Raw genomic sequence first — 13,397 nt, 5'->3', positions numbered from 1 at the left:
GCGCCTGCACCTCCGCGCGCCCCACGCCTCCACCTTCGGCGCAATTTTCGGTCCCGCGCGACCCGGTCACCCCCGCACGGTGGTGATGTTCTTGAATTAGAGTCATCTGCATCACAGTCACCGGTAACGTGGGGTCATGGACTCCACTGACGACGCCATCCGATCCCCGCAGCACGGCGACGACGTCGCCATGAAGAACACCGAGCGGGCCGAAGACATCGACAAGGTCGCCGCCGCGGCCGCCCCCGACGGCACCGAGCCCGAGGGCTCGAACTCCGGCTCGGGCTCCGGCCGCGACAAGAAGGACAAGCCCGAAACCGTCGGCAAGGGCCCCGCGAAGCTGCCCACCACCGCCGACCCCGCTGTCGCTGTGGAGCTGCAGAAGCTCCTCGACGGCAAGTACGCCGAAGACCGCGAGCGCGTCCGCGCCATGCTCGACGACGAATTCTTCCGCCCCCAAGTCGGCCTGCCGCTCGACGAGGCCCGCGACGCGATCCTGTCCCGCCTGGAGCGGCTGCGCGACACAGGCATGCCCAAGGGCGTTTTCAGCGCGGCCCACGGCGGCACCGGCGAAATCGGCGCCACCCTGACCGGCATGGAAATGGTCGGCCACGCGGACCTCGGCGTGATGGTGAAGTCCGGCGTGCAGTGGGGGCTGTTCGGCGGTGCCGTCGAAGCGCTCGGCAGTGACCGCCACACGCACCTGGTGCCGCAGATCATCAACCTGGACCTGCTCGGCTGCTTCGCCATGACCGAGCGCGGCCACGGGTCCGACGTGCAGAACCTGGAGACCACCGCGACGTACGACCCGGAGACCGACGAGTTCATCGTCCACTCCCCCAGCCCCTCGGCGCAGAAGACGTACATCGGCAACGCCGCCCGCCACGGCCGCATGGCGGCGGTGTTCGCGCAGCTGCACACCCCGGGCAGCGCCACCGACGCCAACCACGACCCGGCCGAGTCCCACGGCGTGCACTGCGTCCTCGTGCCCATCCGCGACGAAGACGGCAACCCGATGCCGGGCGTGACCATCGGCGACCACGGGTACAAGGGCGGCCTGCCGGGCGTCGACAACGGCACGATCCTGTTCGACAACGTCCGCGTGCCCCGCGAGAACCTGCTCAACCGCTTCGGCGACGTCGACGAGCGCGGCAATTACTCTTCGCCGATCGAGTCGCGCAACCGCCGCTTCTTCACCATGTTGGGCACGCTGATCCGCGGCCGCGTTTCCGTCGGCGCCGCGGCCGGCGCGGCGACCCGGTCCTCGCTGACCATCGCCCTGCGCTACGCCACCCGCCGCCGCCAGTTCGAGGGCGTGCCCGGCAACGAGAAGCGCCTGATCGAGCACCGCTCCCACCGCCTGCGCCTGCTGCCGCGCCTGGCCCGCTCCTACGCGCTGGCGCTGCTGCAGAACCAGATCATCGAGCGCCTCGACGAGCAGGACAGCCTCATCGCCGCCGGCGAATGGAACGTCGCCGAGCCGACCGACGAGCAGCAGTGGAAGCAGCGCGAGATGGAGTCCCGCGCCGCCGCCGTCAAGGTCGCCGCCACCCGCCACGCCACCGACACCATCCAGGAGTGCCGCGAGGCCTGCGGCGGCGCCGGTTACATGTCGGAGAACCTGCTGACCATCCACAAGGACGACTCCGACGTGTTCACCACGTTCGAGGGCGACAACACCGTCCTGATCCAGATGGTGGGCAAGGAGCTGATCACCGCCTACGCCCGCGGCCTGTCCGACCTCGACCCGATGGGCATGCTGCGTTTCGGCGTGGAGAACGTCGGCGACATCCTCCGCCGCCGCACGCCGCTGGCCCGGTCGGTGCAGACGCTCATCGACAGCGTCACCGACCGCGAGGAGACCGACATCTTCGACGCCGGTTACCAGGTCCAGTTGTTCGAGGACCGCGAGTCGAACCTGCTCAAGTCGCTGGCCCGCCGCCTCAGCGGCGCCAAGAAGATGGACATCGAGGACGCCGTCGCCGCCGTCGATTCCGCGCAGGACCACCTCATCGCCTGCGGATGGGCCCGGGTCGACGCGATGCTGCTGGAGGCTCTGGTCGAGGCCGAGGCCTCGCTTGACGACGGGTCGGCCGTCAAGGACGTGTTCGTGCAGATCCGCACGCTGTTCGCGTTGTCCACCATCAACGCCCACTCGGGTTGGTACCAGGAGCAGAACGTGCTCAACGGCCTGCGCACCAAGGCGGTGCGCGCGGCCATCAACGATCTGGTCGATTCGCTGGGCCCGTGGGCCGACGTCCTCGTCGACGCATTCGCCATCCCGGAGGCCCTGGTGTCGGTGCCGATGCTCGACGACGCCGGCGTCGACCCCCGCTAGGCAATTGGGGGCGTCGCCCGGTCAATCCCCGGTCGCCCCCCGGCCATTCCCGGCCGGGCCCCGGAACTCCGGGGCGCCGCCATCGCCCCAGCGCTCCCCCGCGCAGCGCCGCTGCACGGGGGACGTCGCCGTCGCAAAGCAAAGGGCACGGCGACGGTTTGGGCGGCCGAATATTTTCGGGAACGGTCCCCTTGCGGACCCGGGTGGGCTACGCTGCAACTCACGTGACGATTGGGGCCAGAGTGACTCCAAGCGCACCCTAATCGCGCCTGTTCCGTGACCAGGGCGTAACATTCCAGCCCATAAATCAGATGAACCCCCTAGCAGATGTGCGACGCGCCACTTTTTGCGGAAGCCCCCGCCTCCGTATTAGTTTGACAGTCAAACGAGCCGGCGCTTCGCACATGCCCAGCCGATAACGCCGTTTCCCAGCGAAGCGATCAGCAAGCGACATTCCTTGGAGGAACCAAGCCCATGCCCGCCGAATTCAATACCGCGCCGAAGCTGCCCTTGCCTTTCAAGGTGAACACCATCCGCAAGTCGATGGCCCCGCTGATCAAGTCCGGCGCCCTGTACATGACGCCGAAGACCGCGCCGTTCTGCATCAACTGCGTCAAGCGCTGGGGATTCGCCGTCGGCGGCCTGATCACCATTTCCGCCCACCGCTACCCGGACCGCCTCGCGCTGGTCGACGACGACGGCGAGCTGACCTACTCCGAGCTGCGCGACAAGTCCTGGTCCCTGGCCCGCGCCCTGAAGGACCGCGGCATGGGCTCCGGCTCCCGCTTCGGCATCGTCGCCCGCAACGGCCGCGGCATCATCATCCCCATGGCCGTCAAGGGCCTGCTCGGCGCCGAGATCATGATCATGAACATCGGCTCCTCCGCCCACCAGATCTCCGGCCTGCTCGACGAGACCGAGATCGAGTACCTCTTCATCGACGAGGAGTTCCTCGACCGCGTGCCCGAGGACATCGGCGACACCACCGTCGTGGTCACCCACGTCTTCGACAAGAACAACCGGCCCGAGGTCCCCGAGGGCTACCTGTTCATGGACGACCTCATCGAGGCCGACGGCACCTCCGAGCTGGAGCAGAAGCCGGAGCAGGGCCGCATCATCATCATGTCCTCCGGCACCACCGGCATCCCGAAGGGCGTGCTTCGCAACGAGCCGAAGACCCCGGCGACGCTCGGCGCCGTCACCGACCGCATCCCGTGGCGCCGCAACATGGTCATCCACCAGTCCGCGTCGATGTTCCACGCCTGGGGCTGGGCCAACGTCATCGTCGCCATAGTCACCGGCGCGACGCTGGTCACCCAGCGCCAGTTCGAGCCGAAGGGCGCGCTGGAGCAGATCGACAAGTACGGCGTCAACGGCATGGTCTCCGCCGCGATCTTCCTGCGCATCCTCAACGACTACCTCGACGAGAACCCGCGCCCGAACCCCGGCCCGTTCGAGTTCATGGTCTCCTCCGGCAACGCCATCCCGGCGTGGCTGGTGACGGCCCTGACCAAGCGTTTCGGCCCCGTGGTCTGCAACTTCTACGGTTCCACCGAGGCCGGCCTGACGTCCATCGCCTCCGGCCCGGAGCTCGCCGAGCGCCCCGACACCGCCGGCCGCCCGGCCATCGGCGCCAGCGTGCGAATCCTCGACGAGAACGACAACGACGTGCCCGTCGGCGAGATCGGCCGCATCCACACCGCCCAGGAGCTGGCCTTCACCGGCTACATGGCGCAGCAGCGCGACAAGTTCCGCACCGTCGACGGCCTGCTGGAGATCGGCGACCTCGGCCGCTTCGACGAGGATGGTTTCCTCTACGTCCTCGGCCGTTCCGACGACATGGTGATCAAGGGCGGCGAGAACACCTTCCCGCGCGAGGTCGACGAGGTGCTGGGCGCCCTCGAGGGCGTCGAGGACCTGCACACCGTCGGCGTGAACAACTCCAAGACGCTGCTGGCGGAGCTGCACACGTTCGTCATCCGCAAGAAGAACGCCGAGGGCGAGGCCCTGGATCCCGACGAGATGCGCCAGGTCGTCCGCGACAACCTCGCCGAGCACTCGGTGCCGGAGCACATCCACTTCGTCGATGACCTGCCCCGCAACGCCACCGGCAAGGTCGTTCCGCGCCTGCTGCCGGTGCCCGACCAGGACTAAGTTCGGGTCAACCCCCGACCAGTCGCGTCGCGGCGGGTCCCCGGCCGGTCCCTTCGCGGACGGTCTGGCGCGGCTCCCGGAGTCGCGGGGATCCGGGTTCCCGGCCCCCCTCAGTTCGGCGTTCCGGCCCCCCTCAGTTCGGCGTTCCGGCCCCGCTCGGTTCGGCGTTCCGGCCCCGCTCGGTACAGCCCCCAGCTTTGCGACGGCCCCACGGACACCTCGTCCGCGGGGCCGTCGCCCATTTTCGGGCCCCCGGTCCAGTGGGCCCCGCCGGCCTCCGCCGCTTTCCCCTCCCCGCCCGCGCCTTCAACGCAGATACCCGCCGAATGGACAGGTACATGCGGCACACCACGTGTACCTGTCAATTCGACGTGTTTTTATCGGCGGCGGTGCGCCCGTTTCCGCGCGATGGCCCCCGCCACTGCACAGAAAGATGTCGGACGGCCAGAAAGACGTGGCACCCCACGTCTTTCTGGCCGTCCGACATCTTTCTTCGGGCCCGACCACTCGGCGAGCCCCTGGCCAGCCGGTGCGGTCGCGACGACCTCCACCGGCCCCTACTTCCGCGGGCGGACGGTGACTTCCTCGACGATGCAGTCGTCGGTCGCCTCGACGCACAGACGCACGGCGGCGGCGATGGAGTCGACGTGGACGTACTTCGAGCCGTCGTAGCCGTCCTCGCCCATGATCTGCACCTGCATGTCGGTGTCGACGCGCCCCGGGTGGACCGAGGAGACCCGGACGACGCCGCGCTCTTCCTCGCGCAGGGCGTCGGTGACGGCGCGCAGCGCGAACTTCGACGCCGAGTACAGGCCCAGGCCCGGACCCGAGTGGTAGCCGGAGCCGGAGTTGATGGCCACGACGGTGCCGCCGGCCTCTCGCAACGCCGGCAGCAGGCGACGGGTGAGGTCGACGACGGAGATGACGTTGACGTCGAGCAGCCGCGCCCATTCGTCGCGGTCGGCGTCGGCGATGTCGGACTTCGCCCAGATCCCCGCCGAATGGACGAGTACGTCGAGGCGCGGATGCCCCGCGCCATCAACGGCACCATCGGGGGCTCCACCGGTAGCGCCTTCGACGACACCATCGGGGGCTCCTCCGGTGGTGCCCTCATCGGCCCCGCCAAGTCCGGCGCGCGCGACGGCGGCGGCGAGCTGGTCGGGATCGGTGACGTCGGCGACGAACGGCTCGGCCGACGGCAGCGCGGCGACGACGGCCTCCGCACCCTCCTCGTTCGTGGCCCCCACCAACACGTGGTGGTCGCGGCCCAGAACCTCCGCCACCGCGCGGCCGATTCCGCGCGACGCCCCGGTGACCAGGGCGATGGGCCGACCGCCCGCGCGCTGTGTCAAGGAATCCGCGCCCACGCCTACTTCACCGGCTTCGGCGCGGCGCTGCCGGCCTGATCGATGGGCGTGATCTGCAGGAAGTCGATGTTGACGTGTGCCGGCCGGGTCGCCACGAAGGTGATCACGTCGGCGACGTCCTCGGCGGTCAGCGACTTGACCCCGTCGTAGACGGCGTTGGCCTTGTCGGCGTCGCCGTCGAAACGCACGAGCGAGAAGTCGGTGTGCACGCGGCCCGGGTCGATTTCGGTGACGCGCACGCCGTCGACGGCGATCTCCTGGCGCAGCACCTCGGTCAGGGCGCGCTCGCCGTGCTTGGCGGCGTTGTAGCCGGCGCCGCCGGGGTAGTTCTGGCGGGCGGCGATGGAGCCGATGGTGATCACGGCGCCCTTCGCCACCTTCAGCGCGGGCAGCAGGGCGCGGGTGACGCGCAGGGTGCCCAGGACGTTGACCTCGTACATCCAGCGCCACTTGTCCTCGACGGCGCCTTCGACGGATTCCATGCCCAGAGCGCCGCCGGCGTTGTTGACCAGCACGTCGCACTGCGGCACGGCGGCGGCCAGCGCGTCGACGCTGGCCTGGTCGGTGACGTCGAGTTCGACGACGCGCGCGGATCCGCCGGCGTCGCCGATGCGGTGGGCGACGTCGGTGAGCTTGTCCACGCGCCGCGCGCCGAGCACGACCTCGTATCCGGCGGCGCCGAGCGCGACGGCGGTGGCCGCGCCGATTCCGGACGATGCCCCGGTGACAACTGCGACGGGTTGTGCCATTGCTCTTCTCCTTGTGCTGCTTCGTGCTGCTTTACGACGGCTGATCGCGCCCCGAAAGGCGGTTACGTCTTTCCTACCAGCGGGTGACCGGCGTGCGCCGGGCGAACGCCACCCCTGTGGCGCGGGGGACGTGCGATCGCCGGAGATGGTGGCGCCCCGGGCCTCTACAGCGAGGCGACGCCCTCGGCGATGATGACGGTGGCCAGCACCAGGAACACCGCCCCGGAGACGACGTCGATCCACGGCCCGGCGCGGTGGAGCGTATCGGCGAAACGCGGCAGCCCCAGGCCCCACGCCACGCCGCCGAACCAGGCCAGCGACACCGCGGCGAGGACGACGACCATGAAGATCTGGTCGGCCAACCCCATCCCCGGGGTGACGAAGCGGGAGAACACCGCGCCGAAGAAGATCACGGCCTTGGGGTTCGACAGGTTGGTGAACAGGCCCTGCAAAAACGCGCCGTGCAGGCCGGGGCGCCGTCGATCCGGGCCCGCCGACTCCGGGCGGGGGCCGCACGGGGGCGGATCGGCGGAGAGGTGGGCGTCGTTAGGCGGAAGCGGCGACCCGCCGCCGGAGCGCAACTGGCGCGCGCCCGCCCGCACGGCGGACACGCCCATCCAGATCAGGTACGCGCCGCCGGCGATCTGCAGCGCGGACAGAAGCCACGGCGCGGCGGCGAGCAGGGCGCCCAGGCCCGCCAGCGTCAGCACCAGCCACACGACGATGCCGGCGACGATGCCCGCGGCCGCCGCCAGCCCCCGCGCCCGCGAGCGCGTGGCGATGCGCACCAAACACAGCAGATCCGGGCCCGGCGAGCAGATCGCCGCGAACCAGACGCCGAGCAGCACGAGGTAGGAGGCGAAGGTCATGGCAGCAGGGTACCGGCGCCGAGTTGCGCCACGATCGCGCTCTTGGCCATCGCCCACTGCACGCCGCGGGAACTCCCGGCTACTCTCCCCCGCTACGCCACCAGGTGGAGGATGGCCTCTTTCGCCGCGCGCCATTGCGGGCCGGCCAGGTCGTCCCAGGACGAGTGGGCGGCGTCGTCGAAAAGCCGCATGGCGACGGGCCGACGTGCCCTCCGCGATGCCGCCTCGTAGGAGATGGCCTGCTGCACGTCGACCACCGAGTCATTGCGGCCGTGGAGGATGACCATCCGTACGTTGCGCGCCATGTACGCGATCGGCGAGGTGTTGCGGTAGCGGTCCGGGTGCTCCTCGGGCGTGCCGCCGAGCAGCGGGCGAATGTACGGGTCTCCCCAGCGGATCGCGCGGGCCAGGTCGTAGACGCCGCACATGGCCACGCAGTTGCGGATGGGGAACACCGGGCGGGCTCCCGGTGCGCCGTCGGGAAGCGCCTCGCGGTTGGCCGCCCATGCGGCGAGACTGCCGCCCGCGCTGACCCCGGTCACGGCCACGCGGCCCAGGTCCAGCGGCACGGGCGACGCGTCGGCGAGGAACGGGATGACGTCGATGGCGGCGGCGACGTCCTCGTAGGTCCGCGGCCACCCACCGGCGCCGCCCGTACCGCGGTATTCGATGTTCCACACCGCCACGCCCGCATCGGCCAGGTCCTCGGCCTGATGCGCGGCGCCGGCGGCCGTCGACGAGTCCATCCAGCCGCCGCCGTGGATCACCACGACCAGCGGCACCGCGCGCGCGGCGTTCGGGGCGGGAGTCTGCGCGGGTGCGGCGGGCGCCGTCGGCGCGGGCACCCCCTCGACCATCGCCGGGGGCAGGTGCAAGTCGCCGAACTGGCGCGGATCGGCACCGTAGGTCATGCGCATGGTCATCGGCGAACCGGAACCGACGATCGTCGGCCGCACCCGTGGGCCGGGCGGGGCTGGAGCCGGGGCGGCGGCCGACGGGGACCCGCCGGCCGCGCGGGAGGCCGGGCCATCAGAGCTTGCGTCCGAGTCGGCGACGTCGATGACACGGCCCGTGACGACCCCGGCCGTGGCGCCCACGGCGGCCAAGCCGAGCAGCTTCAACATGCTGCGCCGGCCCCAGATCGTCCTCTTCTGCCTCACGTGGCCCTTCCTCTTCCTCCGACGAGGCTACCGGTGCTTCCCGATGCGCCTCGCCACCGCGCCAGCGCCGTGCCTCACCGCCTTGCTTCACCGCCGCGTCGTCGCCGACCAACCGGACCATCGTCGCGCGCATCACCATCGCGCGTTCCGCGAGGTCGCGCCGCGGCCCGTCCAGGTCACCGCGCCGGCGACCATGATGAAGAAGAACGCCCCCGGCGGAGGCAAACGCAAGGCGTTGGTCAGGTAGGCCAGCAGCGTCGCAAATCAGGACGCGAAGGCCACTGTGCCCAGCAACGGCCACCGCGACTCCGTGGCGTCGATCTCCGCGTACACCCAGTGGCCCGCCGCCGACCCGAGGAAAGCGCCGCCGACCAGGACCACACCGGCCGCCGCGATGACCCTCGCCGCGCCCGGCCAGCGGCCGCCGGGGAACTTCGACCCGATCAGCAACCGCAGGGGATCGTGGCGGGACGGTGGGGCGTGATCTGTCATGGCTCGATGATATGCCCGCGACATTCCGTGATACGCGCCACATCTGCACCGTGAAATGGGATACTTGGATACATGTCCACCACCGTGACCACCTCCACGCCCCCCTCCGCGTACCCGACCCTGCTGTCGCCCATCCAGGCCGGGCCCCTGACGCTGCGCAACCGCGTGATGATGGGCTCGATGCACACCGGCTTCGAGGAACGCACCCGCGATCTGCCGAAGCTGGCGGCCTACCTGGCCCGCCGCGCCGAGGGCGGCGCCGCACTGCTGGTCACGGGCGGCTACGCCCCCAACGTCGAGGGCTGGCTGCTGCCCGGCGGCTCGATGATGGCGTCCAAGCGCATGGCCGACAACCACCGCCGGGTCACCGACGCGGTGCATTCCCACGGCGCGCACGTCGTGCTGCAGCTGCTGCACTCGGGCCGCTACGGCTACCACCCGTTCATCCGCTCGGCGGAGACGACGCAGTCGCCGATCACCCCGTTCAAGGCCCGGCGCATGTCCGGCTTCGACGTCGAGCGCACGATCCGCGCCTACGTCCGCTCGGCGAAGCTGGCCAAGCGCGCCGGCTACGACGGCATCGAGATCATGGGCTCCGAGGGCTACCTGCTCAACCAGTTCCTGGCCCGCGCGACCAACCGCCGCACCGACGAGTGGGGCGGTTCGGCCCGGCGCCGCATGTCGCTGCCGATCGAGATCGTCCGCCGCATCCGCGCCGAGGTCGGCGACGACTTCATGCTGCAGTACCGCATCTCGCTGCAGGACCTCGTCGCCGACGGGCAGACGTGGGACGAGACCGAGGAGCTCGCCGGCCGCCTCGTCGACGCCGGCGTCGACCTGCTCAACACGGGCATCGGCTGGCACGAGGCCCGGGTGCCCACCATCGTCACCTCGGTGCCGCGCGCGGCGTTCGCCGAACTCTCCGGCCGCCTGAAGGCCGCCGTCGACGTGCCGGTGTGCGCGTCGAACCGCATCAACGATCCCGGCGTCGCGGAGGACATCCTCGCCTCCGGGCAGGCGGACATGGTGTCGCTGGCCCGCCAGATGCTCGCCGACCCCGATTTCGTGCTCAAGGCCCGCGACGGCCGCGCCGACGAGATTAACACCTGCATCGCCTGCAACCAGGCCTGCCTGGACCACACCTTCGCCAACAAGAAGGTGTCCTGCCTGGTCAACCCGGTCGCCGGCCGCGAGCTGGAGCTGACCCCGCGCCCGGCGGCGACGCCGCAGCGCGTCGCGGTGATCGGCGCGGGCGTGGCGGGTCTGGCCTTCGCCGAGGCCGCCGCCGTCCGCGGCCACCACGTCGAGGTTTTCGAGGCCTCCGACGCCATCGGCGGCCAGTTCCGCCTCGCCGCCGCGATCCCCGGCAAGGAGGAGTACGGCCAGACGCTGCGCTACTTCTCCCGCCGGCTGGAGGTCCTCGGCGTGCCGGTGCACCTCGGCCGCAGGGCCACGGCCGATCAGCTTTACGACGCCTCGGCCGCCACCTCCCCCGACCGGTCTTCGGCGGACGGCGCCATCGCGGACCGCGCGGACGACGGCGTGACCGACACCGGCCCGCGCGTGGGGGCCACGGCCGTCGACGACGTCGCCGAACCGTTCGACCACATCGTCTACTCCGCCGGCGTGGTGCCGCGCATCCCGGAGATCCCCGGCATCGACCACGATTCGGTGATCCCCTACGACGATCTGCTCTCCGGCCGCCGCACCGCCGGCGCGCGCGTGGCGGTCATCGGCGCCGGCGGCATCGGCGTCGACGTCGCCGAGTACCTGACCCGCGAGCCGAACCAGTCGCTCGCGGAGTGGCGGAAGTCCTGGGGCGTCGTCGATCCGGCGGACGCACCCGGCGGCCTGGGTGCGCCGCAGGACGAGAAGCCGCTGCGCGAGGTGCATCTGCTGCAGCGCAAGGAGTCGTCGATCGGCAAGGGCCTGGGCAAGACCACCGGCTGGGTGCACCGCGCGGAGCTGAAGAAGGCCGGCGTGCACAAGTACGTCGGCGTCTCCTACGACCGCATCGACGACGAGGGCCTGCACATCACCGTCGACGGCGAGTCCAAGGTCATCGGCGTCGACAACATCATCGTGTGCACCGGCCAGGAGTCGGACCGGTCGGCGTTGGGCGCGGGCATCGAGGACCCCCGCATCCACGTCATCGGCGGCGCGGACGTCGCCGCGGAGCTCGACGCCAAGCGCGCCATCCGCCAGGCCGTCGAGCTCGCCGCGGAACTGTCGAAGTAGCGGCCGGTCACGGGGCCGCCGCCCCGTGCTTGACGACGGTTCGCGGGGCACGCGGGCCGTCGTAAAGCACTGTTTTAGAGCGGGTATTCGTCGACGTAGACGCGGCGCTCCAGCGGCAAACGGCCCGGATCCTTCGGGGCGCCGGCCGGGCGGCCCACCGCCAGCAACAGCGCGACGGAGACGTCGCGGGCGGAGTCGTCCGCGCCGATGGCGGCCTTGAGGGCTTCCTCGTCGAAGCCGGTCATCGGCGACGTCGCCCACCCGCGGGCCTCGGCGGCGAGCATGGCGAAGGACGCGGCGATGGTCGCGTCGCGCAGCGCGTACTCGCGGGAACGGCCCAGGTCGCGGCGCTGCTTCTGGAAACCGGCGATGCGGTCGCGCTTCTCCGCGGCGAAGGAGTCGTCCCAGCGGCCCGAGGCGAGGTACTGCGACGCGACCTCGTCGAACGTGTCCTCCCAGCCGTCGGGCTCGGCGACGAAGGCGAGCAGCAGCGGGGCCTCGAGGACCTGGCGCTGCTTGCGGGCGGCCGCGTGCACCGCGGCGCGGACGTCCGGGTCCTGGATGCGCACCACCGCGCGGGCCTGCATGTTGAACGCCGACGGCGAGGTCATGACCAGCTCCAGGAACTCCCGCACCTCGTCCTCCGGGAGGGCGTCGGGGAGGAAGTCGCGGTGGCTGCGGCGGTTGCGCAGCATGGCCGCGAACCGGTCGCGGAAGGCGGCGTCGGTGGTGGGGCTTTCGGAATGATTGGCGCGTTCGTTCATGCCCCCACATTAGCTGACACATCAACACCAACGCCGCCCACGAGATCGGGATTCCGGGCCCCGATCACGAACTCGTCGAAGGCAGGGCCCGTCAACGACGCGGCTCGACGACACCCTCCAGCTCGAGCAGCGCGCGCTTCATCGACTCCCCGCCGCCGTATTTCCCGATGCCTCCCGACGCGGGCACGACGCGGTGGCACGGGATGAACATGGCCAGCGGGTTCGTGGAACACGCCGTCCCCGCCGCCCGCGCCGCCTTCGGGAAGCCGGCCAGCTCGGCGAGACCGCCGTAGGTGACGGTCTCGCCGTAGGGGACGCCGGACAGAGCCGCGAGGGCGCGGCCGCGGAAACCGTCGCCGAGGTCGACGTCGATGGGCACGTCGAACTCCCGGCGGCGACCCGCGAAGTACTCCCCCAGCTGGCGCTGCGCATCATCGAGGATCGCCCGCGCCGCGGGATCGTCCTCGGGGCCGTGGGGCGCGACGCGGCCGTGCAGCGACACCTCCACCAGACCGCGCGACGACGCCGCGAGCCCCAGCGGGCCGAGCGGTGAATCGAACAATGCGGTGGCCATGCGTTCAGGGTAGCCGCACCACCCCGCCTGCCGCCTACGCGGCGACGGCCAGCCAGATGGCGATGTGATGCAGCGTGGCGGCGATGATCGTCGCCGCGTGGAAGACCTCGTGGAAACCGAAGACCCGCTTCGACGGGTTCGGCCACTTCAGCGCGTAAACCAGCGCGCCGAGGGTGTAGATGAAGCCGCCGACGCCCAGCAGAATGGTCACGGCAGGGCCGAGGCCGGTCCACAGGTTCGGGATCTCCCAGATGACCAGCCAGCCCAGCAACAGGTAGACGGAAACGCCCAACCACCTCGGGTGATTGACCCACACCACGTTGAGCAGCACCGCGAACAGCGCACCCGCCCAGCACAATGCGAGGAGCAACCCGGCGCGTTCGGGCGGCAGCGCCATCACCGAGACCGGGCCGTAGGTGCCGGCGATGAACACGGCGATCATGGCGTGGTCGGCGCGGCGCCACATCAGCACCGCGGACTCGCTGCGCCACGGGCCCAGGTGGTACAGCGCGGACACGCCCATCGAACCGATAAGGCACAGGACGTACAGCGCGGACATCCACGTGATCAGGCTGGCGCCGTGGTCGGCCGCCGCGACCACGATCAGCGCGATGCCCGAGCCGAGGAATCCCCACGTCGATCGTTCGTGGAGGACGCCGCGCAGCATGGGCCGGGGGCCCCGGTCGAAGCGC

Annotated in this window: 12 protein-coding genes; 4 read left to right on the top strand and 8 right to left on the bottom strand. The window is 70.8% G+C overall.

What is annotated here, in order from left to right; translation table 11 throughout:
• The first annotated feature begins 136 nt into the window (after positions 1–136).
• The gene (locus CX1_RS11315; RefSeq protein WP_255217658.1) at positions 137–2,338 is read left to right on the top strand and encodes an acyl-CoA dehydrogenase family protein; all 2,202 of its coding nucleotides are present in this window, start codon (positions 137–139) and stop codon (positions 2,336–2,338) included.
• 474 nt (positions 2,339–2,812) lie between these two features.
• Complete coding sequence (locus CX1_RS11310; RefSeq protein ID WP_060925690.1) at positions 2,813–4,492, top strand: AMP-binding protein; 1,680 nt, start codon at positions 2,813–2,815, stop codon at positions 4,490–4,492.
• Positions 4,493–5,049: 557 nt separating this feature from the next.
• Here the strand turns inward: CX1_RS11310 and CX1_RS11305 are convergent.
• The 4 genes from CX1_RS11305 to CX1_RS11290 all read right to left on the bottom strand — a co-directional run bounded on the left by CX1_RS11305 (position 5,050) and on the right by CX1_RS11290 (position 8,400).
• Entirely contained in the window at positions 5,050–5,844 is a 795-nt protein-coding gene (locus tag CX1_RS11305; protein WP_052753185.1) for an SDR family oxidoreductase, read from the bottom strand.
• 17 nt (positions 5,845–5,861) lie between these two features.
• Positions 5,862–6,608, bottom strand: a complete 747-nt coding sequence (locus CX1_RS11300) for an SDR family NAD(P)-dependent oxidoreductase (RefSeq protein ID WP_060925689.1) — start codon at positions 6,606–6,608, stop codon at positions 5,862–5,864.
• Between the two features lie 164 nt (positions 6,609–6,772).
• The gene (locus CX1_RS11295) at positions 6,773–7,477 is read right to left on the bottom strand and encodes a LysE family translocator (RefSeq protein ID WP_046650385.1); all 705 of its coding nucleotides are present in this window, start codon (positions 7,475–7,477) and stop codon (positions 6,773–6,775) included.
• 92 nt (positions 7,478–7,569) lie between these two features.
• Complete coding sequence (locus CX1_RS11290) at positions 7,570–8,400, bottom strand: alpha/beta hydrolase family protein (RefSeq protein ID WP_169793220.1); 831 nt, start codon at positions 8,398–8,400, stop codon at positions 7,570–7,572.
• Positions 8,401–8,548: 148 nt separating this feature from the next.
• Here CX1_RS11290 and CX1_RS11285 point away from each other — a divergent pair, with 148 nt between their 5' ends.
• Complete coding sequence (locus CX1_RS11285) at positions 8,549–8,884, top strand: hypothetical protein (RefSeq protein ID WP_113570015.1); 336 nt, start codon at positions 8,549–8,551, stop codon at positions 8,882–8,884.
• Between the two features lie 17 nt (positions 8,885–8,901).
• Here CX1_RS11285 and CX1_RS11280 read toward each other — a convergent pair whose 3' ends face one another.
• Positions 8,902–9,129, bottom strand: a complete 228-nt coding sequence (locus CX1_RS11280) for a hypothetical protein (protein WP_146780681.1) — start codon at positions 9,127–9,129, stop codon at positions 8,902–8,904.
• A gap of 72 nt (positions 9,130–9,201) precedes the next feature.
• On the opposite strand from CX1_RS11280, the gene CX1_RS11275 reads away from it, so the two are divergent.
• The gene (locus CX1_RS11275; protein ID WP_046650381.1) at positions 9,202–11,367 is read left to right on the top strand and encodes an NADPH-dependent 2,4-dienoyl-CoA reductase; all 2,166 of its coding nucleotides are present in this window, start codon (positions 9,202–9,204) and stop codon (positions 11,365–11,367) included.
• 74 nt (positions 11,368–11,441) lie between these two features.
• Here CX1_RS11275 and CX1_RS11270 read toward each other — a convergent pair whose 3' ends face one another.
• The 3 genes from CX1_RS11270 to trhA form a co-directional block, all read right to left on the bottom strand.
• Positions 11,442–12,131: a nitroreductase family protein gene (locus CX1_RS11270; RefSeq protein ID WP_046650380.1), complete on the bottom strand. Its 690-nt coding sequence runs from the start codon at positions 12,129–12,131 to the stop codon at positions 11,442–11,444.
• Between the two features lie 91 nt (positions 12,132–12,222).
• The gene (locus tag CX1_RS11265) at positions 12,223–12,705 is read right to left on the bottom strand and encodes a methylated-DNA--[protein]-cysteine S-methyltransferase (protein WP_060925687.1); all 483 of its coding nucleotides are present in this window, start codon (positions 12,703–12,705) and stop codon (positions 12,223–12,225) included.
• A gap of 34 nt (positions 12,706–12,739) precedes the next feature.
• On the bottom strand, positions 12,740–13,372 hold the full coding sequence (gene trhA, locus CX1_RS11260) for a PAQR family membrane homeostasis protein TrhA (protein ID WP_113570020.1): 633 nt from the start codon (positions 13,370–13,372) through the stop codon (positions 12,740–12,742).
• Positions 13,373–13,397: the final 25 nt, after the last annotated feature.

It is taken from the genome of Corynebacterium xerosis NBRC 16721 = ATCC 373 (assembly GCF_001552415.1).
Taxonomy (GTDB): domain Bacteria; phylum Actinomycetota; class Actinomycetes; order Mycobacteriales; family Mycobacteriaceae; genus Corynebacterium; species Corynebacterium xerosis.
Note: the sequence above shows the minus strand (reverse complement) of the source record. Positions and strands in the feature narration are given on the sequence as shown.